At 37.7% G+C, this 25,297-nt stretch carries 11 protein-coding genes and 1 pseudogene; 2 read left to right on the top strand and 10 right to left on the bottom strand.

Translation table 11 applies throughout. The features are described 5' to 3' along the window. Window positions 1-41: 41 nt before the first annotated feature. Both ACTJJH_RS02610 and ACTJJH_RS02605 read left to right on the top strand, forming a co-directional pair. Window positions 42-1,913: a non-contractile tail sheath protein gene (locus ACTJJH_RS02610; RefSeq protein WP_410562243.1), complete on the top strand. Its 1,872-nt coding sequence runs from the start codon at window positions 42-44 to the stop codon at window positions 1,911-1,913. Between the two features lie 228 nt (window positions 1,914-2,141). Beyond that, window positions 2,142-3,251, top strand: coding sequence for an S-(hydroxymethyl)glutathione dehydrogenase/class III alcohol dehydrogenase (locus ACTJJH_RS02605; RefSeq protein ID WP_347758230.1), 1,110 nt, complete (start codon window positions 2,142-2,144; stop codon window positions 3,249-3,251). 55 nt (window positions 3,252-3,306) lie between these two features. On the opposite strand, the gene ACTJJH_RS02600 is transcribed toward ACTJJH_RS02605, so the two are convergent. The 10 genes and pseudogenes from ACTJJH_RS02600 to ACTJJH_RS02555 all read right to left on the bottom strand — a co-directional run bounded on the left by ACTJJH_RS02600 (window position 3,307) and on the right by ACTJJH_RS02555 (window position 25,242). Next, entirely contained in the window at window positions 3,307-4,281 is a 975-nt protein-coding gene (locus tag ACTJJH_RS02600; RefSeq protein ID WP_440600683.1) for a DUF4882 family protein, read from the bottom strand. A gap of 105 nt (window positions 4,282-4,386) precedes the next feature. Further along, on the bottom strand, window positions 4,387-5,415 hold the full coding sequence (locus tag ACTJJH_RS02595; RefSeq protein ID WP_342371539.1) for a fimbrial protein: 1,029 nt from the start codon (window positions 5,413-5,415) through the stop codon (window positions 4,387-4,389). Beyond that, on the bottom strand, window positions 5,412-7,973 hold the full coding sequence (locus tag ACTJJH_RS02590) for a fimbria/pilus outer membrane usher protein (protein ID WP_440600682.1): 2,562 nt from the start codon (window positions 7,971-7,973) through the stop codon (window positions 5,412-5,414). The genes ACTJJH_RS02595 and ACTJJH_RS02590 overlap by 4 nt, the downstream gene beginning before the upstream one ends. A gap of 55 nt (window positions 7,974-8,028) precedes the next feature. Then, window positions 8,029-8,763, bottom strand: coding sequence for a fimbrial biogenesis chaperone (locus ACTJJH_RS02585; RefSeq protein ID WP_017398844.1), 735 nt, complete (start codon window positions 8,761-8,763; stop codon window positions 8,029-8,031). Between the two features lie 87 nt (window positions 8,764-8,850). Continuing rightward, window positions 8,851-9,384 carry a fimbrial protein gene (locus ACTJJH_RS02580; RefSeq protein WP_002113678.1) on the bottom strand — a complete coding sequence of 178 codons (534 nt, stop codon included), beginning with the start codon at window positions 9,382-9,384 and terminating at the stop codon, window positions 8,851-8,853. A 478-nt stretch (window positions 9,385-9,862) separates the two neighbouring features. Continuing rightward, a complete protein-coding gene (locus ACTJJH_RS02575; RefSeq protein WP_005069200.1) occupies window positions 9,863-10,153 on the bottom strand; it encodes a hypothetical protein in 291 nt (96 codons plus the stop codon). 987 nt (window positions 10,154-11,140) lie between these two features. After that, window positions 11,141-11,438: pseudogene (locus tag ACTJJH_RS02570) on the bottom strand (VENN motif pre-toxin domain-containing protein); the annotation flags it as partial. Window positions 11,439-11,661: 223 nt separating this feature from the next. Beyond that, on the bottom strand, window positions 11,662-11,958 hold the full coding sequence (locus tag ACTJJH_RS02565; RefSeq protein ID WP_262729129.1) for a hypothetical protein: 297 nt from the start codon (window positions 11,956-11,958) through the stop codon (window positions 11,662-11,664). Between the two features lie 139 nt (window positions 11,959-12,097). Continuing rightward, on the bottom strand, window positions 12,098-12,421 hold the full coding sequence (locus ACTJJH_RS02560; protein WP_262729130.1) for a hypothetical protein: 324 nt from the start codon (window positions 12,419-12,421) through the stop codon (window positions 12,098-12,100). A gap of 5 nt (window positions 12,422-12,426) precedes the next feature. Further along, the gene (locus tag ACTJJH_RS02555) at window positions 12,427-25,242 is read right to left on the bottom strand and encodes a hemagglutinin repeat-containing protein (protein WP_440600681.1); all 12,816 of its coding nucleotides are present in this window, start codon (window positions 25,240-25,242) and stop codon (window positions 12,427-12,429) included. Window positions 25,243-25,297 lie beyond the last annotated feature (55 nt).

Here is a 25,297-nt window from a genome sequence, read left to right as displayed (position 1 = left end):
ATTTAATATAAAATTTCTTAATACATTAAGAGAATGTAGACATGATAAATAACTCACAGAATGTACAAAATAATACTAATACATCACCTCGTCCAATCACTCAGAATACACTTATTGATCGGTTTAGCCCTATTTATTGGAGAATAGACGGCCCGCAAACGATGTCTTTCGCCATTACGAACTATGGAAATGGTTTTGAAGCATCTTTTAGATCACGTATGACAAATGATTTGGTTGGAATTACTTGGGATTCTTATGACACTAAAGATCATAAATTTTTAGCGTATCAAACCAAATATAGCTATGCAGGGGTAGTGTGGGATTTTGATATTGAATTATCGGCTTCTATGCCAGTGCTGAACAATCCAAGTTTAACGCCCACTTTAACGGTGTACTACAATGAAAATGGCGTAAATAAAATTGCATATATTGTTCTATTTAATTACGCAAATAATCCTTCCTCGCGAACGGCGCATATTCGTATTAATTGGGATACAGTAAAAGCAGGCTTCTCTGCTACAGATAGCTTTCCGGTAACCAATATTCAGCGAATCTCATTTTCGGGCTTTACCAGTGACTATAATGGTCAAACCGCTATACCTTTAAGTCAACCAAAAGATGGCTACATTCGCCTCACTAACTCCATTGTAACTGGAACAAATGCAAAGTTAAATTTGAGCCGCGTAGTTGTGCCACAGCACAATTATGGCATCTGCACCAGCTATGATGATCACTATGACTTAAACCCGCAACGCCTAGTCAACAATATGGTCGCTTTGGGATACCAGGGTTTCGTTAACCACTATTGTGGAATGTCGCATTATCCAGAAATGACATGGAAAAGCGATATTAATAAATGGCAAATACCTGATACGTTGGTGACAGGCGAGGCGGTCGTTAACTCATGCACTCGTAAATGGCATGAGAAATATGCCCAGGCTTTACATAACGCCAGTTTGCAACCCATCTTTGGGGTAAGCTTTGAAATGTATTCCTTGGGGGCCAATGAATATTGGGCACAGCGTGACTGGAACAGTAATTTAGGTAAAACAGGCTACCAACCACCGAGCTATTTTTTTAGTTTAAGTCACCAGAATGCTTTGGCATATCTACATAAAGTCTTTATTGAGTTTGCAGATGCAATGGTAGTGGGTGAATGCGATGTAAATATGCAGATTGGTGAACCTTGGTGGTGGTATAACACTGACACGAATCTACCTTGTGTGTATGACTATCCAACAAAACTGGCTTTTAATGCAGATACAGGATTATATGCACCAGATTTGGGTACAATTTATGAAGCAATGAATAAAACAGGAACGCCTTATGATGAGTTTAAAACATGGCTTAGAAATAAATTAGGACAAACCTGTCAAAATATTCGTAGCGTGATCAAAGCAAAATATTCCAGTGCCAAAGTTAGTCCGCTCATTTTCTTTCCTTCCATTCAGTCCCCAATTCAGACTTTAGCTACTTATATTAACTATCCAAGCCAGCACTACTCATATCCTAATTTTGATTACATGATGACAGAGGCTTATGACTGGCTATTAGAAGCTCGCTTAGACTTGGCACATCAGGCAGTTTCTCAGATTCCTATACAAGGGTTAGGCTACCCTGCCAACAAAGTCATTTATTTATCTGGTTTTGTTCCCGATGCCTCTATTGCTTATATCTATGGTTTTGATAAAAACAAGCCATATCGAACACCTATTTGGCAACGAATTTTTGGTGACATGAAAAACAATGTTTCTTTAGGGTTAATGAAGCAATTTATCTGGGCATATCCACAAGTTATGTTTGATTCAATTACGATTGATACCACTCAAGCCCCCAATGGCTTCTTTGTTGAAAATACACTTTATTCTCCAATTAGTGATAACACACCATATCCACCAGATATTTACCTCTAAGTAAAAACAAGCTGCTTATAAGCTAATGATTTGATAAGAAACCTCTTCAAGTAAGAGGTTTTCTTCTTTTTTAAATGTAGGCTTGCTTAGATGTATTTGACTGGCTATGCTGTGATAGATTGTCATGAAAGCCAATTGTAATTTAAGCAAAATTAAGCTCTTGTATTATCAATATATAATCTATTTTGCTCGACTATAAATACCGAATGATTTAAAGGAAACCCAAAGATGAAATCTCGTGCAGCTGTCGCCTTTGCCCCAGGAAAACCTTTAGAAATTGTTGAAGTTGATGTTGCACCACCTCAAGCGGGTGAAGTTTTAATAAAAATTACCCATACGGGCGTTTGTCATACCGATGCTTTTACATTATCTGGAGATGACCCAGAAGGTGTTTTTCCTGCCATCTTAGGTCATGAAGGCGCAGGTGTTGTGGTTGAAGTGGGTGAGGGCGTAACAAGCGTTCAACCAGGTGATCACGTGATTCCACTTTATACAGCTGAATGTAAAGAATGCTTATTCTGTAAATCTGGAAAAACTAACTTATGTGTTGCGGTACGTGCTACTCAAGGTAAAGGTGTAATGCCGGATGGAACCACACGTTTTTCATATAACGGCGAACCAATTTATCACTATATGGGTTGTTCAACCTTTAGTGAATATACGGTAGTTGCAGAGGTATCATTAGCAAAAATCAATCCTAAAGCGAATCACGAACAAGTTTGTTTACTTGGATGTGGTGTGACAACTGGTATTGGCGCCGTGCATAACACAGCAAAAGTACAAGAAGGTGATTCTGTTGCTATATTTGGTCTAGGCGGTATTGGTTTGGCGGTTGTACAAGGTGCACGTCAAGCTAAAGCAGGGCGCATTATCGTCGTAGATACAAACCCAGATAAATTTGAACTTGCTAAACAGTTTGGTGCTACCGATTTCTTAAACCCTAAAGATTATGATCAACCTATTCAGCAAGTGATTGTAGAAATGACAGGCTGGGGCGTAGATCATTCATTTGAATGTATTGGTAACGTCAATGTTATGCGCTCGGCTCTAGAGTGCGCACATCGTGGTTGGGGACAATCTGTTATTATTGGTGTAGCTGGTGCAGGCCAAGAAATTTCGACACGACCATTCCAGTTAGTGACGGGCCGTAAGTGGTTGGGTACTGCTTTTGGTGGGGTAAAAGGCCGCTCACAACTTCCTAAAATGGTCGAAGATGCTATGAAAGGTGAGATTCAACTTGAACCTTTTGTGACTCATACTATGCCTTTACAAGACATTAATACCGCTTTTGATTTAATGCACGAAGGTAAATCAATTCGTACAGTCATTCATTTCTAAATAAAAGAAAAAGGGCTGTGATTCAGCCCTTTTTTACGATTTATAGTTTTATATCTTAAATGGCATTACCACACATGTCAGTGGTACCCTGAGGGTAGTTAAACTGTAGCGCATTACGGTCAGTAATCAGTTCGTTCGACAACTCTTGTCCAAATAATTGTTCGGCATCTATTGATATATCACTTGAAACAAAAAAGCGTATATTCTCAAGTGGCGCAGGCAAAGTAGATTTATATCCTTGATCAACACCATTTATAATAAAGCCAACTTGCTTAGTGTTCTGATTAATATAAATACCTAATCTTTGGTATCCATTTGCATTATTTGTCATGTTTTGACCTTTAGAATATCGACTGTCAGGGCCAGTCTCATCACTAAGTCGGTAAGCTACAGAATAGCTTAATCTAGCAGGATTCTCACCAAAATCTGGATCATAAGTACCCATATTAAACCTAAAATTGGATCTGACTGTATAGCCATTATTTGTTACACCATTAAAACCAATGCCAGAAGAGTAATAAGCAGAATTACCAAGTGATGAGCTCCCAAGAGCTGAGGTTGGGATCTTAAGCTCTATTTCAAATGCAATAATACCTGTGTGAGGTATTATTAAATCACCAATGTCATTAGTAGAATTAAGACTAGCTTTACTTCTAGCTACATACTCTACAGTACCATACTCATTTTCTGGCATAGGCTCTACTTTAAGACTAAATTTTTGGCCAATTATTAATGGGAATATTTTAATTGGCCAATAGTCAGTATGTTCATTGTTCCAGAGATCATAATCTTCTTGAGTCGCATCAAAATTATATTTACAGACTGGGGCAGAGGAATTAAGGGCGGTAGTTTTAGCCAAGAGGGTTTGAGACGCTAACTTTTCATTCTTTGTAGTGGACGAAATGCTTTTAGATGCTACTTTTTGGCTAGATTCATTCTGCGATACGGTAGTCGTATTATCAGAAGATACCTCATACATTGCCCAACATAATGTAATTGCACTAACAGCAACTATACCTATTTTTTTCATAAATATTCCTATTAAGTTAAGTATAAAATTCTTAGAAAGTAGTGATAAAACAAAATTTATTATTAATATTTAAAATTATTAGGTTTAAAAAACTATTGAATATGATTAATCATATTCAATAGTTACAGTAGCCATTGCACGGACCTTACCAGCAGTCACATTTGTTGCAGTTTGATAGTAGCGGGCAGTCATTGGTACGTTATATTGAATTGTCTGGTTAGAAGACAATGTACCTAAGGCTAATTTGTCACCTTTTTTGATGACCTGATTTTTATTTTGATAGTTCCAGAGTAACTGTACACCTACGCCGTTTGCTTTTTCAGATGTTGGAGCAGTATTTGCGAGTACCTGAGTGTTTGTTCCGTCTTGGGTAAAGTCATAAGTTAAACTAATGAGGTTTTTCTCTTCATAACCTGTTGGATTGATACCACCATTACATAAGATATTCATATCAAAGGTTTGTTCGCCTTGAGTAGAACCAACGCCTTTGAATCCCGCCTTTGTAACGGTTGGAAGCTGTACAACTTTATTGATATTACCTTGAATTTCACATGAAGAAGAAGCAATGGTAATTGCATTACCATATACAGTACTTGTTAACCATGGAACAGCTGAATAACCAGAAGCATTATAAGTACTATAACGGCCAGGTACCAAGGTGCCAGAACCAGTCTGCGCAGCAGTTTTCACAATTTCGACAACAAAATATCCAGTTGCTAGCGTATATCTTGTGTTCCTTTGAGTGGCTGCTCGGTAAGGATAATAACCAGAGAAATTTGTAGCATTTTCTGCTTCACGATATAGGCGAATACCAATCCCAGGGATATTTGTTGAATAGACACTATTTCCTATGGGGCTGATAGCATAATTTTGTGTAAGATTAGCTTCTAAATATCCTCCATATGAATCACACCAGTAAGTTGAACCATTAGGAGTAATTGGGAAGGTAGCTTTTCTTAATACTTTTCCAACTTCATCAGTTGGACGAACTACCACACGTCCAACTGCCATAGGAATATCTACTGTCTTAAATACTTTGTTATATCCAGTTTCAGGGGTACAAGCGGCATTAGCTTCACCATATACACCAAGACCAGCCGTAAATAAGAAACCTGTTAATAATATTCTTTTCATTTGCAGACAGCCTCAGTCATTACCATGCTTTGTTGCTTATTTTGCAACTGATTACTGATGTTGTACTTAACTGAACAACGCTCATTGCTTTCGTCGCCCCATTTTACATAGAGACTATCTTGAGCAAGTGGGGTACGTAAGTAAATCATACTACCTTGTGCAACAATACCTACAGCTTCATCTTTTTGATTAAAGACTTGAGCTCCAAATGGTAAACTGTTGCCATCAGCAGTTTTACTATTAATGTAGACTGCATAACCTGTCTTGGTCGCAAAATCCACTTTCGCAATTGCACCAGCAAAAGGTGCGATACGTTGACTTGTTTCTTCTAATTCTACTTGGCTCGACATCTCTTGTGGGTCAAGCGTAATATCATTTAGGCGGTAAGGTGTTACATACGGGATAACCGCATAACCAGCCTTATTTACGCTTAAACCAACAGTATTATTAACTTTTGCTCCAGCTGCATCAGGTGCATGTACAAGTACCATTGTTTGACCTTGCTCAGGTCCAAATAAAATACCGTCAGAATGCGCAACTACACTACCACTTAAGCTAACCATTGCTTGTTGGTAAGAGTCAGCAATACTATAAGAGCCACCAACAGTTGCATAGTTCATACGATAACGACCATTAGCGTTAAACGTTGGGTTTGCATAGTCTTGATGTGAAACAGAGGCACCATAACTAAAGCGATCGCCAACCATTCCGCTTGCACCAACAGTACGGCTGTCTTCAGAAGCAGTAACGTTGACGTTGACTGAATTCTTCTTAAAGTTAATCGGGAATGAAAGCGTCATTAAATATTCAGTATCATGCGTCGCATCATTTGAACCGTACTCAACCTTACGGTTAATCGCAGATAAACCATAAGTTAAACCATGGTAGTTATTGCTATAACCAATTTGGTACTGTTTAGTACTTTCGCTACGGTTCCAATAGTCAACCCACGAACCTACTACATAGAAGTTACCCCAACCTTCAGGAAGTCCTTGGTTTAAAGTAATTTGGAATTCACTACGCTGGTGGCCCGCAGCCGCATAAGTGTTTACACCTTTTTCTTCTAAATCACGAATAAGTAGAGCATCACGTAATTTATAGAAGTTTTCTGTCGAGTAACGATATGCAGCAAGAGTTAAGTTTGTGTTAGTCGGAGAAATTAACTTACTATAGCTTAAACGAAAACTTTGCCCAGATTGTGATGACTGTTTTTCAAAGTCGGCTTCAGAGTGGGTCACATCTAACGCAACAGCACCAATTGGTGTAGCAAAAGCAGCACCTAACAATACAGCAGCATAATTTTCTGTAGCTTGTATGCCCGTATAGCCTGTTAGGTAATTGTTAATACCTTGTTGGTATTTACCTTGAATTACCCAAGGGTTAAGGTCGATATCCTGATCTCGGAACTGACCTACAGTTAAAGAATAACGGTTTACACCTGGACGCAACATTTGTACAACTGAAGCATATGGAACCGAAAATTTTTGTATTTGACCATTTGCTTCAATAATAGAAACTTCAATTTCCCCACCAAAACCAGTAGGGTAAAGGTCATTAATCTCAAAATTACCTGGTGCAACAGTTGTTTGATAGATAAGTTGGCCTTGTTGACGAACTTCAACTTTTGCATTGGTTTTTGCGTTACCACGAATACGCGGGGCGTAACCTAACATACTATTTGGTAGCATTCGGTCATCACTTGAGAAATCGATACCACGATAACCAATAGAGTCAAATACTTCGCCATTGGTAAAGCTGTCACCTAACGTTAAAACACCACGGTACTTAGGAAATGCACGCTGTAAGTAAGTACTTGTTTCTTGATAATCTGATTTAGATTGATTTTCAGCAGGCGTATCTTGCCACTGCCATTGGCCATTATGACGTAATTGCCAGCCAGCAATATTTAAACCAGCTGTAACACCCATAAATGCGTTTGTTGTTTCGCTTTGATCATTCGACTGATTAAATGTTTTATAAGCACTACCACTATAAGACAGAAAACCAGCATTGATACCACGATCCCATACGCTTGGGTCGACATAACCTTGCGCATTTTTTTGCAAAGCAACTTGCGGAATAGAAATATCTACACGTAAACGAGAGGTATCAAACTCATAGAATGCATTTTCAACCCACTCTTCAATTTTATAACAACTATTATTTTCTTTTTGAAGGGTAGTGTGTTTAGACAAAATCTCTTGTTTAACGCCGTACTCAAGCAGGTTTGTTCCTGTGAAACACGTTACTGCATTTTTATTAGGGTCTAATGCTTTAAAGACCATACGACGTTTGCCAAACCATTGACCATTTACATAAACGTCAACGTTATATTCGCCTGGTAAAACAGGGTTTCCATATTTAAAACGAGAAATATCAACTTTTTGAGCATCCCCAATTAAAAAAGCAGAATCAAATTCAGCCTCTACTGGAGCACTCGTAGTTGTTTCTTCAGCATGCACGAATACAGGCATTGTCATTGTGACAACACCAGAAGCCAAGTAGTAACAAATATGGCGTTTTAATAATTTATAAGATTCTTGCCTTTTTTTTGGCATAGCTAAGTCCGCCTACACATATAGGTGCTTAAATTTATTAAAAAGATAAATCTGATTACTGAAGTTTTATCGGGTGCTCAACGCGACCACCATAGTCATTGACGTTAATAAAACTCATATCTTGAAGGTTGCCATTCTTAAGCTGAACTGACGCTTCAGAGAAAGGCTTAATCATTAGCCCCTGAGGTAATAAATCAACCTTTTTATCACCTGCCTTTTGGTAAACAGAAGTCATTGTGATATGAAAAGGGGTAGGATTTTTTACAGTTAAATTTTGACCAGATTTAATCCATTGAAGCTTATCTGATGCTAAATTCGCATCTTCTTTAATCGATGAAGGACGATAGAAGAATTTAATACGTGAACGAATTGCAAGTTGTAAGAAATTATCAGGCGTCGTATCTTCACTTTTTGAAGTAGGTCTTGGTGGAATATCTAAAATATTCAACCACAGAACTGTTTCTTGCTTCTGATTTAACTGAGAAGCATTTGGTAAAGCTGTAATACGAAGAGTCTGACTTTTCGTTGCTTCAACACGAGAAATAGGAGGAGCAATCATAAAAGGAACTTTTGATTGGTCCGGTGTACTTTTTGGGTCACCTTCGTCAATCCAAGCTTGGACAAGTGCTGGCTTTGAACCGTTATTGCTAACTTGTAGCGTAACTTCTCTAGCATCTGACGGGTAAATTACACGAGTGCCATGAATTACAATTTCTGCTTGAGTAGCAGGTGCAATAACTGCTGAAGCAAATGCTAAACCTAACAAAAAATTATAACTGTTCAATTTCATTTTCGAGTTCTCAACCAAGAAAGATTCAGGAAAGCGTTACACAAAACAGGGTTTCCATGCGGACATAGAAACCCCGCTATCAATTAATTATTGATAGATAATTGTGTATTGAACAGAAGTAGTTACTTTACCAGCAGTAGAAGCGCCAGTTGCATAGTATTCAGCGTAGTAGTTAAGGTCAGCACCTGCGCCATCAGCTACGTCAACCCATTGAGAGTTAGCTTGAGCACCGTTTGCACCCGCAGCAAGTACTGGGATGAAGTTGTTGTTGCTACCTAAAAGTTGAACGTTAACGTTTTTAGCACCAGTAGCGTCTTGGTTAAGTAAGCGACCAGTATTAAAGTCAACAGTTGCACCTGGTTCGAAGTAAGTAGCTACTTTACCTTGTGAACAGTTAGCTAAGTTGATTTGGAAAGGAGTACGACCAGCAACATCCCCAGCAACAGCTAAAGTTTGTTTAGAAACAGTTGGAAGAGTAACTGTGAAGTCTTTACCAGCAGGGGTAACGATGTCACAAGTTTTGTCTGTAACTAAACCATTAATTGTAATTGTACCATCAGCAGCTTGAGCATTAGCAATCCCTACAACCGAAAGAGCAGCGATCAAAGCAAGTTTTTTCATAGTGTTTTCTCAAAAGTCTGGATAAAAGTTTATTTCCTTACTTTTCCAGTGTTTGACATCTTGAAAAGTAATGCGGCGATCTTAACACTTCTTAAACAAAATGCAAACTAGATCACATTATTTTTTCATAATTTTAATTAAATCACGCTTTGTATTTGAAGTTCAGGCCGACCATCAATGGTCTATATCATTGTTTATGAAAGTTTTTTTATTTTATAAAAAAGAAAAGCTATAAAGAGAAGAAAATTACATAAGAACACGATGTAAATAAAAAAGAATTAAACAAATTATGTGAAAAATAAGCTTAAATTCTTAGAATACAATTATATAGAATAAATTATGCATATGTATACAGAAAAATATACAAATAGTCATTTTTTATAAAAAAAGAGTGACTCATCAATCAATTCATCAAAACATGCGATGGATTCGACAAATCACTCTTTCATCAAACTTACTGCAAAAATAAGTTTGGATATTAATGGTAATTAATAAGCACGACTTTGTGGTTAGAACTTATGCTCTCAATGCTTGTGTCCATTTTCTCAGTATGTTGAGCTAATTTAAAAAGACTATCTTTATTTAAATATTCACTATCAAGTTTAATATTTAAATTATTTACCTCAACACATTCTATCTCGCTATGTTCTCTTGAACATGTATCTTCAACAATATTTCCTCTTATCATTATTGTGTTACTTGCATAACAAAATAGTGGGGAAGAGGAAAGCACCATCAAAACAAGAAGTTTAAATATATTATTTTTCATTTTATATACCTATTTATAAAATAGTTTATATATATGTGATACCTTATTTTTAATTTAAAAACAATCATTAAGCTTTAAATAATAAAAAATCATTAATTTATACGTGATATAAATCACATTAAATACTTTAAATAATGTAATAGTTATGATTTCTAAAAATTTATTAATAATAAAACCACCAAAACAATATTAAGTTATTGTTATTTATAAAAATTTATAAAATAATGATTAATAAAAAAACAGACTGCAAATTAAAACAGCATGATATACATTAAAATATTTAATAAAAATATAATTCATTTTTTAATTTATAATTTATATTTCAAAATTATTACTGAGAAATAAAATATAGATTTCAATAAAAATGTGACTAAATATACATTATTCAACCAATCTGTAATTAAATTTGCTTTATATTGCGGATTGGAGCATATCAGAGTTAATAAATTAGAATTTAGCATAGACTTTAAAGATTTTAGGAAAATGGTCTATCGAAATATAGTTTTAATTTCTAGGAGCGCTAGGTAGAGAGAAAGCTCAATAAAAATCAAACAAGCGATTATTAGCCAAACCTAATCATAATTTCTATTTAATTAGATTTTATAAATCCTATTTATTATCTATCAATAGCAACGTCAGAAGATGCTAGTGCTGAATTTAATTAGAATAAAAATTCATTCCACATAGCTAAAAGTACCGCAATAGCTAGAAAGAAATAAGCACTACAAACAAATGAAAGATAGCTACCAAGCTATGGGGCAATATTGAATTATACAACTGTTCGTATAATGTATATTATGTTAAATGGAGTAAAAGATTTGGAAACCTGCCATATATAAAGCTCTGCCTCTCTGTGGTGTTGCTATAGCAAGCTTTGACCTTTACTGTAATTCACCACAGTTTGATTAGACTTATGTTCAGTCTTAAGTGTGCATCAGATCTTTATTTTTTGCTTCATAAGAAGTTTAAGCAATTCTCTATGGCTTGTGCTGTTAAATCTCGAATATCTGATTTGATGTTCTCTGCTAATAAATTTGCATCAAACTCACTAGTATCAGGATTAATTGCTGTCTTACTATCGTTGTTAAGCTAGCGTTGCACCCAGAATTGCATGACTTGCTAATTGTGCTGCCTTGTTCTTGTCTTCTCCATGTCCAAACTTCTCGCCAATTACATTGGCTGCAACCTGAATATCAGTTTGTCCACCAAGTGCGCTAGTAATTGCCGTAGTTACTGCATTTAAAGCGCGGCTCTGATCTCCTTGCTTGGTCACCGCTTTTTTATTGGTATTTAAAGATTCATTCTTTAAAACTATATAAGAGTGGATTTGAGTTTTTCCAAGCTGAAAATGGATTGTGGTTAGTTAAACATGTAGCATATAGAATCTATTGTTTTTCAATAGAATGGAAATTATGCTTATACTCAAATGTGTAAGCACTTTTAAAAAATAATCAAACTTATAAAAATCATATACTTAGGTTAATTTTATAGCATCTTTCTAAGATCTCTTAAATTTCATAGATAACATCATACTGACCACTTAACTCTTCTCTTAAAGATTTAAACAATTCCTCTCCTAATAGTTGGAATTTTTTTTCATCCTCTCTGGACTTAAAACCAGAATTAATAGGATTATCTAAACATAAAGTTTCATCATACCTATCTGACCATAAAATAAGTTTATCTATTAATAACTTTGATATTGGTAAATTTTCTGGATTTAAATTAGCTACTAAACCAAGTTCATCATATTCCCATAAAGGATAGCATTGATAATCTGGCATTAATTTAATTAATTTTTTCATCTAATCGTTCTCTAGTTTTATAAAAAAAGACTATCTAAAATTGATAGTCTTTTTTTAAATTACTCTATTTCACTAAAAAAAAGTCCATTTCTCTGTTTTCAATCAAAATCCTGAATACTTCCTTTCTCTCAACTTTAAATCAGGATAAATAACGAGAAAATTGCTCTTTTACTATTATAGAATCTGATGGCAAAGAAACCTCTTCAGGATAACTTTTAATTCCTTTAATTAAAAAAAATCCTAACTCCAAAGAATACTGCTTCCAATTTTTCTCAAAATAGCAGAACTCCACATATTCAAACCAATTCTCTATTATCATGACTAAATCATATTTAAAGTTTATATAATCATTTAAAGTATTACTTTTACCAATTATAAAACCTTTAAAATCATAAAAGTTGATTTCCTCATGAATATATTTTGAGACTAATTCTTCTAATTCATTCAGTACACTGTTACACATTTTAACTACTCTTTTTCTGTCACAATAGTGATTACACGCTTCCTATCTGGACTTAAAATCACATTTAAATCACCAGATTTATATGACCAGTTTCCATTTTGCTGCTTGATTGGCGATGCATTCTTAATAATATCTTCAACATAATTAGGTGAAATTGATCTACCTCTAATCATTTCTCTGCCATCATAAGAAGTGATCCCTGGTATCGGTTTCCCTGTTGTATTATATAGGGTACCCTCAGCTACACCAGAAGAATATCTCTGATAACTTGGCTGCATTCGTGCTACAGCATGTTGAGAATAAAGTCGACCACCTATATTAGCAAATTCTTGCTGTCCATTCGGTGTACTAATCAATACTTTTGGATATTGATTCCATGTACCCCATAATGATTCAACAATTTTTTTCTCAATTACAATCAATGCATCATCAGTTAATCGTGTAACTCCCGAAACAGTTCTGGTCAATCCTAATCCTAACATTGAGGCTTTAGCTAACTGCCTTTCATTTGGTGTAATTTCCTCACCTGTCAAAGGATCATATTTTGCACCTGCCACTGCGGCAAGTTGACGAAGTGTCATATTATTGATGACATTTAAAGCCTTATCACCCAAGCTCTTTTCAGGTATTGGAATCATACAACTTTGCCCCTTTGGACAACTTAAGTGAGCTTGCGCTTCTTTTTCCTTTTTATTATCAGCTAATTTCTTTTCGACTCCCTTAGTAATGATCGAAAATTCATTATTCTCAACCGCATTCTGCCCAATCACACCCGCCAACTGTGCATTCGATGCTGAATCTCCAACTGTACCACCAACAACTGCGCCAATCGCTGCCGTTAAATCTCGAATACCTGATTTAACATTTTCCGGTAATAAGTTTGCATCAAACTTCCCTGTTTCAGGGTTAATAGCGGTTTTGCCATCGTTGTATTGATTCGCAAAGTAATCTGCCGCTGCCTCACTCGCAACTGCGACACTACCGCCAGCAGCTGGATTGCCTCCATTTAAGTAAGCTAGTGTTGCACCCAATATTGCATGACTTGCTAATTGTGCAGCTTTATTCTTGTCCTCACCATGACCAAACTTCTCGCCAATCTGCTGTGCTGCATACGGTGCAAGTGCATTGGCTGCAACCTGAATATCAGTTTGCCCACCAAGTGCGCCTGTAATCACTGTTGTAACAGCATTCAAGGCACGTCCTTTATTACCTCCCATACCCCATTGTTGGGTTGCTGCTTTTTCATTGGCAAGCGCTGCATCATAAACACCGTATTGCGCTAAATATGCATCCTTATCGGACGCAGACATCTCTTTGAGTTTAATTTGTTCTTCTGGACTTAATTGACTGGCAATCTGCTTTCCAATCGTTTCTTTTTCTGCTGCTGCATTCTTGATCTGGTCTTGGGCATAGGTACGTGATGCCGCTGCAATTGTTGACGTCGCATCTGCTACTGTCTTTTGCTTATCTAAAATAGTTTGTAAGTTCGGCAAAGTCTCAACCGCTCTGTTGGCTGTTGCTGCATCGCTATGAATACCCAATTGCTCAACCGTAGTCGACTTTCCACCTACCGTAATATTACCTGCACTTAAAGTCGCATAAGTGGTACTGCTGTCTTTGTCAGAATCATGCTGTGGCAGGCTTGGGCTAAAGCTGGTTGCATTACGCCAGTTGTCATTATTGGTTGGTGTTGATGCTTTGCTATCTCCAGTTGATTTACCTTTACCTAAACTTGTACCTCCAGATAAGCTGACTGTAGTCGCATCGTACTGGCTTTGGTTTTCGATATTGCTAAAAGTTAAACGGTTCGTGGTCAGATCATTCTTATCTTTAGTTGCAGTTGAAACAATTGCACCACCTTTTAAATCAACACTATCTGCTTTTACATGATAACCACCGTCTCCAGCAAATAAACCAGACTGTTGGTTAACACTATTCGAATCACCCGAAGCCTTGCTACTACTAAAATTACCAGATGCCTGCCAAGCTGTACCAAACGAAGCTTGCAAGCGACCACCCGCTCCAGTTTGTTTGGTATTTTGCTCAACAGTGTCTTGTAAACTTTCAACTTTAAGCTGACCACCTACATTTGCCTCAATCCGATCTGCTTTTGCCTGTGCTCCACGTAGTGTGGTGTCACCTTTACTCGTTAAGCTGATATTTTTTGCATCTAAAGTTGTTTGGCTATGTGTATTACTGTCTAAATGATTACTACCTTTACCAAAACCAGCCTCACCATAAATGTAAGCACCTGTTTGCGCACCAACAGAAACACCAACACCAACACTTAAGCCCGCATTACTGTTTTTACCATCAGCTTTATTTTGGCTTTGACCTGACTCCAGAATAATATTTTTTGAAGAATCTAGATTGATTTTGTCTTCTGCCTTCACCTGTGTATTTTGAAGATGAATATCGCCATGAGTACTGGTTAAGTTGACATTGCCACCAGCTTTTAAGTTGTTTTGTTGCGAAGTGGCATAGTTGCTATTTTGCTGATTTTTATTGGTACTAAAGCCAATACCAGATTCAGCTTTAAATAGTGCGCCACCTTTTATATCACTATAGGTTTGGTAACCCTGAGCACCTGCTGCAACAGCTTGTAATGCTTGGGTACGGTCATCTGCTTTACTGTTTTTCGCTTTATCTGCTGCATTCAACAAATCAATGAGTGGTGAACTCACACGGCTAAATTGTCCGATTTTTAAGTCTTTGCTATTTTCAGATGAGCTACCTGTGTCATGGCCTTCTAAAACTTGAATGTCTTGCGCCTTAATATTTAAATCTTTCGCAGCAACAACGTCAGCAACTTGTTGGGTATATTGACGGCCTGCCTGAATATTGACATTGCCTTCTAAACTGCCCACTTGACTGCGGTGCTGTTCAACACCTTTACTATTGCTTTGGCTCTGACCATTCATATAGCCATAGAACTGCTCCGTATCCGAAATCTGCGCACTACCAATACCTTTGTTTGAACTCTGCTCACTTTGGCTTTGGCTGTTCTGGCTCGATTTGATATTGATATCACGAGCAGCATTAAGGTTCACATCACCTTTTGAGGCAACTGAACTACCGATAATATTAATATCGCCTTCCCCAGTTTGTAGGGTTGTTTTTCCACCCACCGAAAGCTGGGTTCCTGTCGTTTGAGTACTACGACCATCACCTTGGTTTTTGTTTTTGAATGTTCCAGCAGGTGCAGCCCAATCACGGTTATCAATACTAAAACCACTTTGTTTACGGTCAGCAGTTTGCTCTGAATGACTCTCGGCAATACCCAGATTAATATTTTCCTTGGCATGCAATAATGCATCGCCTTCGGCAGAAAGCTCGGCACCTTGGCTATTAATACTCCCTTCTGTTGCAATAATATTTAAATTGCCTTTAGCGGTAGCTTGAGTGACTACAGCTTGAGTGCTGGATGTATTACTGACCTGATTTATTTTATTGCTACCAGCTTGGATAGTAACTGGTGTCATCGCAGCCATAGATGCTTTTCGTACAGCTTCACCTTGGGCCATCACCTGACCAACGGCGCTATCAGAAAATTGACCATTGTTCATACTGTTTTTGTAAGCAGAGGCAGCGGCCATCGCTGGAGAGTAGGTCACACCAACCGAAATACTAGACTGTTTACTATGAACTTCTGAATGTTGCTCATCGGTTGCATATGCTGAATTTAAATTAACATTTGCACCTTTTAGATTGAGGTCTTTTCCTGCATCTAAAATAGCTGCTTCAGTGGTCAAATCTTTACCAGCAATAATTGTCGTATCACCTTTTTGGCTACGAACTACACTTTGAGTTAAGGTTGTAGATTTTCCATCCTCTTTTGTATTTAAGCTCGATTTTCCATAACCTACACTTGCCACGCCATCAGAAAGGCTCGCTTTAAATCCTGATTTTTTGACAGTCTGCTCTTGTTGATTTGAATATTGATTTTGTGCAGCAGTAATGTTCACATTTTCTTTGGCCTGAATTTGAGTCAATTCATTCGACACGACTTGGCTACCACGAATATTGATATTATTTGCATCGAGTAGAACTTTTTTACCGCTGATCGTACTTGCTATCGCTTCACTAGATTGATCATGAGTAAATCCAGTATCTGTCTTACTGCCTAAAGTTCCTTTATGTTTCTCATACCACTGTCGATCAAACTGGCTAGTCTTACGGCCTTCCTCAATATCTAATTGATTAACAGCGGAGAGTTGAGTCGTACCTTGTACGCTATTTAAACCCGAACCTTGTACTTTAATATTTTGCCCAGTTAACAATAATGAGCCGTTGCTATTCAGCTGACTACCGACATCTTGGGTTTTCTGGCTAGTCGCATGATTTTGTGCATCACGGTAAGTTGTAAGTTTATAACCCGTTTGTACGGTTCCAATGTCAACATTACCTACTGTATTGATCACCGCTGCGCCGTTGCTATTATTGAGTTCTGCAGCTTTCAGAACCGTATTTCCAGCAACATCAACGACTAGAGTTGCCTTATTCGGTTGAATCTTATTGCCACTACCTACATAAAGCCCAGCAAAACGATCCACTCCTGTTGTACTTGAACCAAAGCCACCTACCTGGGTTGTCGATGTTCTTGTCGTAGTCTCAATTTTGAGATTACCGCCAACTTTAACAGCCATTGCATTTTTGGCACTGATTTGACCACCAATATTATTAAGGTCTTTTTTCGTGGTGATATCAACGGTATTGCCCTGAATACGGCCCATCAGGTTATTAATATTATTTGCAGTAATCTGAACGGCTTCTCGACCTGCAATGGTTGAACCATTCAGTAAGTCGCCGTTTAACTTAAAGTTAACACTATTACCCGTAAGTAAAGAACCGTCTCCCTTTAAGTCACCCACACGTGCTTTTACATAGACTTGCGGAACAAGCGCCTTAGTTTTCGTTCCATCTTGTAGAGTCACGTCTTTTTCAACTAACCAGACAATATCACTGGTCAATTGCGCAATTTGTGCAGCACTTAAAGCAATACCCAGACGCAAGCCATATTGTTTGGCAAAAGTCACCCCGTTATTCATTAAGGCTTTATATTGTTCCTCATCCGATGCGTAACCTTCCAAGAAACGATAACTAGTTAAGTTAGCTATCTGGTCTTGCACCATACGCTGCTCATAAAAACCGTCACCTAGACGTTTTTGTTGCAGCGCAGGGTCAAGTCCTAAAGCATTCAGCATATAGTCTGAAGACAACCATTTGTTGTAATTGGTAAAGTTCGGGTCAGTCTCAATGAGATAACCTGCTTTACTATCAGCTCCTGTTCTATACAAGGCGTTATTGGCAACTTTAATATTGTTGTTATTAATGGTACGAATTTCGAGTTGCTCCCCAGTACCCGCTTGATCTGGTGCAGTGGCCTGATCTGAAGTGGAGACACCTGAAACTTGAGAAGCTTTTTGACCTTGTAATTGGTCCAAAACAGAGATTTGAGTGGTATTGTCTTTTTGTTGAATGTTAGATGAGTTTCCATTCAGCCCTGAAGTTTGAACATCAGTTTTTACAGAAGTTTGACCTGCTGCTTGTAAATTTTTATTTTGTGCAACACCTGCTTGCTCAACAAAAGTTGTATTAGATGTAGCTGTTAAATCATTAACATGAGTTGTTTTGATCTGTGCATTAGTGATTGGGCCACCAGCACTCTTAGAAACATCCGTAATATCTTGATTCGTTTGGTTCAACTCATAATGATCGGTGACTTGACCTATCGGCACATCAATTGTTGTTTCACTTGAAACTTCAAAAGGTCCTTCCCAATCACCTTCATATTCCCAATGTTTATATACTGTCCCTCGATCTACAACCTTCCTAGTCCCTTTTATGCCATTATCGGAAACAATAGCGCCTCCCAAATTTATAAGCTCACCTCCAGCTAAAATTTGGCTCTTATCATTAAATACCTGTGCACCACTTAGATCCAGATTTCCGCCTGCTTTAATTTGACCCGGAGCGGATTCAAGGGCTTTGGTTTCATAGGTAATTTCACTATAGGTATATCTCATCCAGTCTTCAAACCAGTTACCGCCATCATATTGACCGTCAAAGGTACACCAGGCATTACAGAATTTTTCTAGGCCATCTATACGTGATACTTCAACATTATCATCGGTTATGAAATGCTTATTAATATTGTTAATCTGTGCAGCAGATAAGCGCATGTTACCTAAAGATTCAATGGTCGCGCTCTCATTGTTAACCACACTGGCTTGACCAGTCGCTTTACTGTTCTCATCTAAAGCACCACCTAAATATAAATTTGCAGCACTGAATATAAGTGCCTGGCTCGCATAATCTTGTGTATTTGCCAGATTATTTAACACTCCCACACCAAGGTTCATATCACCTCGTGAAGCGATAACAGGAGCCTTACCTTGAACATCTGGCAAGTTATTTAAAGTGTTAGCGCTAATCGCAAGATCTGTACCATAGATACGACCTGTACCTTGGTTATTTACAGTATTTGCTTTTAGTGTGGTGTAATCACCATTAATCAGCCCAGTGTTATTAATCTGGTCTTGAGCTTCAATCTGGGTATCGTGACTTTCAATCTGAGCATTGCTATTGTTGGTTATATTGGCTGCATTTAGTTTTAAAATATTGCCTGCATTGATTTTGCCATCATTGGTAATATCCGCAGCAGTACTTAAACTAAGATTGTTATTTGCCTGTAATTGACCTTCTTGAGTCTGCTTAAAGCTTTCTTTTAGAGTAATATTCGCATCGCCCAAACTTGCAATCTGACCATCACCTGTAAGCGATTGAGCTGTAATATTTAAATTTTCGCCTGATAGCAACTTGCCTTTTTGGTTATTAATAACAAGCTGATTGCCTTGTAAATTAAGCTGTTTAACGGCGCTGATTTCACCAGATTGGTTACTCAACTGCCCGCTAATATTAAGTACAGCATTTTGGTTACTACGGATTGCACCAGACTTGTTATTCAAGGTTTGGGCGCTCAAGTTTAGATTACCAGCATCAATACCTTGAACAGACGTACTATCAGTAAAGGTATTTTGGTTATCTAACTGCTGAGTGACAAGATCTAGCTGCCCTGTGGCCATGATATGGCTATCTGGGTCTGTTGCAACTAATTTACCTTGGTTATTGATCTGCTCAATGGTCAGCTGCATATCCCCCATCGACAAAATCTGTCCAGACTGGTTATTTAGCAGTTGTTTTTGACCTGTCCCTTGTAATTTCAGGTTTTGGGTTGCAAGCAAGGTTCCTTTGTTGTTAATAACCTGATTCGCGCTTAAATCTAAATTTTGCCCACTTGCAATGTAACCTTGCGTATTGTCGAGAGCACTAAGATTTTTTAAAGTGAGATTACCTTGGCTAAGTAATCCACCTTGTGTACCACTATTGGTATTCACCAGATTCTGCCCGTTGGTATCAAGCACAAGTGACGTTTTCGCCTGCACAAGGCCCTGATCATTATTAAATGGACCAGATAAAATTGAAATCTGATCTGAGCTGATCGTACCTTGTTGGTTCGTGAATGCCTGTTTCTGGCTATCTATATTTATTGCCGTTAATGATGTAATTTTGCCTAATTTGTTATTTACACCACCCGCTTTAAGATCAATTACGCCAGACGACTGCAATGATCCAGATTGATTATTTAAAAGTGAAGAACCTACATTAATATTTAATGCACCATTCACACTTCCAATTTTACCGTTGGCGTTATTTAAACCATTACCGTTAAGCGTAAGATCCTGTCCCGCTGCTAAAACACCTGTTTCATTATTCAAAAGACCTGTGCTTTGTAAGGTTGCACTACCTTGTGCATTAATCTGTCCTGATAATGAGTTATCAATTGAGGCAGCTATCACGGACATATCTTGTCCAGATTGAATAATACCGGCTTGGTTTTGTAACGCTTGCGTACCCGCTTGAACAGTTAAATTACCTTGCGTTGCCAGCTTCCCTTGATTGTTAATCAAACCTTGACTATGGATATTGAGGTTTTGATCAGCAACAATTGAACCTTGGGTATTATTAATATTTTTTTGGCTAGTTAAATCAATTTTACCCTGAGCGCTGAAGTGTCCAGCTGTATTATCTACAGATAAGGCTTTTGCTGTTAAATCAGTTTTTGCCTGTAATACGCCAGACTGATTGGTGAGAGCTTGATCTCCAACATCAATAACTAATCCGCCTTGGATACTGCCAATCTGTCCCTGATTATTATTTAAACCTTTACTGCTCAAAGTTACATTTTGGTTTGCAACCAAAGTACCTGCTTGGTTATTGATGAGTCCTGTACTGATGATATTTAGTGCATCTTGCGCACTGATTTGCCCTTGCTGGCTATTATCTAAAGTATTCACTTTCAGATTCAAACCAGCACCACTCAGTAATTGGCCTGCTTGACTATTATCTAATGCTCCATTAATTACCAGATCTAAAGCTGAACCACTACCTGACTGAATCGTTCCAGCCTGATTAGTTAAATTCTGACTTGTAATTGTGGTATGAGCATTCGATGCAATTTTCCCTGCTTTATTGCTGATGTCACCCGTGCTTGTAATTGTATTATCGGTAAGCGCAAGAATAGTGCCCGAATCATTATTCAAGCCACCACTCGTGATTTTCAGACTCGTTCCTGCTTGAAGTGAACCCGAAGTATTTAATAATTTTTCTTTTTGAGCATCAATGGTTAATGAACCCTGAACACTACCAATTTGCCCCGACGTATTATCCAAGCCCTGACTTTGAATAGAAACGTTCTGATTCGCGGCCATCACCCCAGTTTGGTTATTAATTCCTTGTTGCGATAAAACAGTTAAGGTATCTGTAGCATTAATTTGGCCTTTATTACTGTTATTTATTGAGCCTGCTGTAATTTCTGTAGTGTTGCCCGTCAATTTGCCTGACTGACTGTTATCTAATGCACCTTTGATATTTAAAGTAAGATCAGCATTTGTCTCAATTGAACCACCTTGGTTATTCAGACTTTGTCCCGTAATTTCTATGGCATCGCCACTTTGAATTTGACCTTTAAGGTTGTTTAATTTCTGAACTTTTAATGCCAATTTTTTTTGAGCAGAGATAAGACCAGACTGATTATCTAAATTTTGAGCGCTTAAAGTCAGATCTTGAGCAGCAAGTATTTTACCTGCTTGATTATTCAAATCGCCTAAACCTGCATCTAATGAGACATTGCCTTGAACGCTACCAATCTGTCCTGAATTATTGGTCAAACCTTGACTGTGTGTAGTCACATCTTGTTTAGCAATGATTTGTCCAGATGTATTATTAACATCTTTACGACTACTTAAACTAAGTGAACTTTGGCTGTTCATAAGACCAGATTGGTTATTAATCTGGTCAGCAGTTACAGTTAAATCTTTTTCAGCTTGTAGAGTTCCAGAAGTATTATTAACTACACCAGATCCTGCATTAATCGCTACAATGCCTTGGCTACTACCAATTTGGCCACTGCTATTGTCTAGGCCATTAGAAGTAAGAGTGACATCTTGATTCGCCACAATTTTACCAGACTGGTTATTAATGATTCCCAAGCTGGTCAGAGTTAATGCATTTTGTGCAGAAATGAGTCCACTTAAACTATTATCAATAGAACCAGCTTGAATAACGCCATTCTGACCTGCGTAAATTTTGCCTGATTGACTATTATCGAGTAAGGCTGCCACATCAAGTTGTACATCATAATTAAGAGCAGAACTTAACTGACCACCCTGATTATTAAGCGTAGTTGTTTTTAGCTGTAAACCCGATTGGCTCTGAATAAAACCTAATTGGTTATTCAATTGATCTTTAATCGCTAAGGTAAGCGGTTTTAATGTACCGCGCTGAACCATTTGACCTTTTTGATGACTCAAACTATCCGCAGAGATATTGATCTGATTCGCCGAAGTAGTTGCACCATCTAATACAACTTGTCCACCCTTCAATAATAGCTGTCCATTACTGAGAATCTGGCCTTGTGCTCCTTGCAATTGATCGGCAGTGATATTCAGTTGCTGACTCCCTGCATGGATAATCTTTCCAGCTTCATTATTCAGAGCAGATGTGTTCAGGTTAATTGAAGATGCATTACTACTAATTTCACCTGATTTATTATTTAAACCGTTTACAAAACCTAGGGTAAATTCATTGTTCCCAATATGCTGAATTTTACCTTGACTATTATCAAGTTGTTTGGCGTTCAGCACTATATTTTGAGCACTTAATTGCCCTTGTTGATTATTAATGAGGTTCTGGCTAACTAGTTTGAGTTGATCTTTGGCAACTACGCTTCCAGCTTGTGTGGAAATGTTGCCAGTTACACTCCCTAGTTCAATATTTTGTGCCTGCAATTGCCCTTTTGCCGCATCAATATTGCTTTGTGCTTGTACTTTTAAATTACCGCCAGCTAAGGTTTGTCCATGTAAACCGACTTGATCTGAACTAATTGAAACATTACCAGCATTAGCTAATTTGCCTTCACGATCTAGGCCTGCTGCAATCAATCCATCTACACTATGTTCTAAAGTTGAACTGGTAATTTGGACATTTTTTCCAGCCGCCAAAGTACCAGCATTCTGAGTATTTTGTCCTGTAATCGTTAAATCTTGATCTGCATAAACACTACCAGTGTTTTTAAGTTGATCATGCTGTAACTTTATTGATTTAGCTTGAATCTGACCTTGAGTATTATCAAACTGCTGAGCAATACTGTTTAAATTTTGCTGAGCTGCGATAGATCCCTGATTGTTATTAACCGTCACATGTTTCTGATTAATTTGATCTGCAACAATTTGTCCTGATGTATTATTAAGTGATTGGCTATCTAAATTTAAATTGGTTTTAGCCTGAATGAGCCCCTCAGTATTATCAACCGCTTTATTCGCTTTAATATTTACAGCTTGGTTTTCTGAATACACGACACCTGACTGGTTCTTCAAATCACTTGCATTAACATTGACAATTGCTCCACTAGCAATTTGTCCATCAACATTATTCAACTCACCAATTACAGCTAAATCAAGCTGTCCAATTGACTGGATTTTTCCGCCTTTATTGTTGGCAGACTGAGTTTGAATATTAAGAGTACTATTAGAAGCAAGCTGGCCTTGCTGGTTAGTAAAACTTGAGGTTTGGATATTGGCACTTTTAACAGTAAGCTGACCTTGGTTATTATTAAAGCTATTTCCTTTAATATTGATAGCACCTAAATTAAGTTGGCCGCCTTGGTTATCTAAACCATTTTGGCTGTCTAAATCTACACCACCATTAGCAACAATTGCACCTTGATCATTATTCAGCACATCTGACACATGGATAAGACCAGTATCGTAAGTTTTTGGAGTTGTATCTACTGGAGTTACAACACCTAAACTTCCACCATCTTTAGATGGATCTGTTGGGACCGTCGGAACACTTCCACCTGTAGATCCCCCCGTACCGCCACCAGTATTACTCTTAGCAATTCCAATTTTACCGCCAAGATTTGTCATTGAGCCTGATTTTAAATCAAGCCCTTGTATGCCTGTTTGTTCGATAGAACCACTATTTTTTAGATTTTTAGAATTAATCGCTATTCGAGCAGCATTTAACGTACCACTATTGTTAACAATATTCTGGTTTTGGAGATGTAACTCATCTGCACTACTGATTAGACCAGAGTTATTTAAATTTTGGCTCTCAACTGAAATTTGTGAAGTTGCACTACTGATATTACCTGTATTCTGAATGTTTTGAGCTTTAAGTTGCACCTGATCTTTATTTGCAACCAAATTACCACTATTGACCAGATCACCATTTGTATTCAGGGTAAGGCTGCTTTGGGTACTGTTAATCGAGCCAGCATTACGAACACCTAATCCTTGCTCTGTTCCTACTAGAAAGATTTTACCACCATACATTCCACCAAGTTGGCCCACATCTAAGGCAAAGTTCGGCTGAGGTGTAGATGTTGACCCTGTAGTTGCTTTAATTTGAGGAGTAACTTGGTCTTTGACTTGAATGTCATTTTGTCCAAGTACCGTGCCCAATTCATTTGCATACAAGCCAGCATTGACTTTTAAGGCACGCGCATAAATATCTGTATAAGGTGTTAAGCTTCCATTTAAGCCTTTACCTTCAATCGTAACTTGCCCTTCACGGACACGGAATGATTCAAGATAACCTTGATTCATTACCGCTTGGCCTGTGGTTAAAGTAAAACGGTCTGCATTAATCACACCACAGCCATCACAAATTAGACCTGAAGGGTTTGCGATCACGACTTGAGCCTGTTTTCCGGCAACTTCGATATAACCTTTAAGTTGACTTGGGTTACTGCTATTTACCTCATTCAAAATAACTTTGGCTTCACCTGTTGCAAGCCATGGGTTGCCTTGTACCCATCCACCAATCTGGGTTTGAGTGTTATTACGCGAGTTATTTAAAATCGCACCTTCTTGACCAACATCAAACTGCGTATAGGTATTCCGCGAAACACCACCTGCACTTGGGGTCTGAATATTGACTTGAGTTGTTCCATTGGCACTATTTAAAATAGTTGGCTGCTGTGATGTCGGCGCACCTTTGTCTGCAATGATCTGCGTTCCAGCAACACTACTCATTGGTAAGCTGATCACCAATGCCCCTAAACAACCAATAACGGCAAAGTTAAGCGGATTTAGTTTTTTATAATGAATAGGTGAAACAGAAGACGTTATTGAGCCTGTTTCCATTGTTCCCTGACTTTGTCCTGCTTGCTTAGTTTTACTTTTTACAATCTCGGCAACAGCAATAAACATACCGCGAGCATGGCTAAAGATAATACGATAACGGTTCTTATTCATTTTAAAATCTCACTAAATCTTTTTTTAATACAATTAATTGCGTCCTAGACCTTTG

This window comes from Acinetobacter sp. 22301 (assembly GCF_052045285.1).
Lineage (GTDB): Bacteria > Pseudomonadota > Gammaproteobacteria > Pseudomonadales > Moraxellaceae > Acinetobacter > Acinetobacter pittii.
The sequence above is the reverse complement of the archived record's forward strand: the minus strand, read 5'-3'. Positions and strand labels throughout refer to the sequence as shown.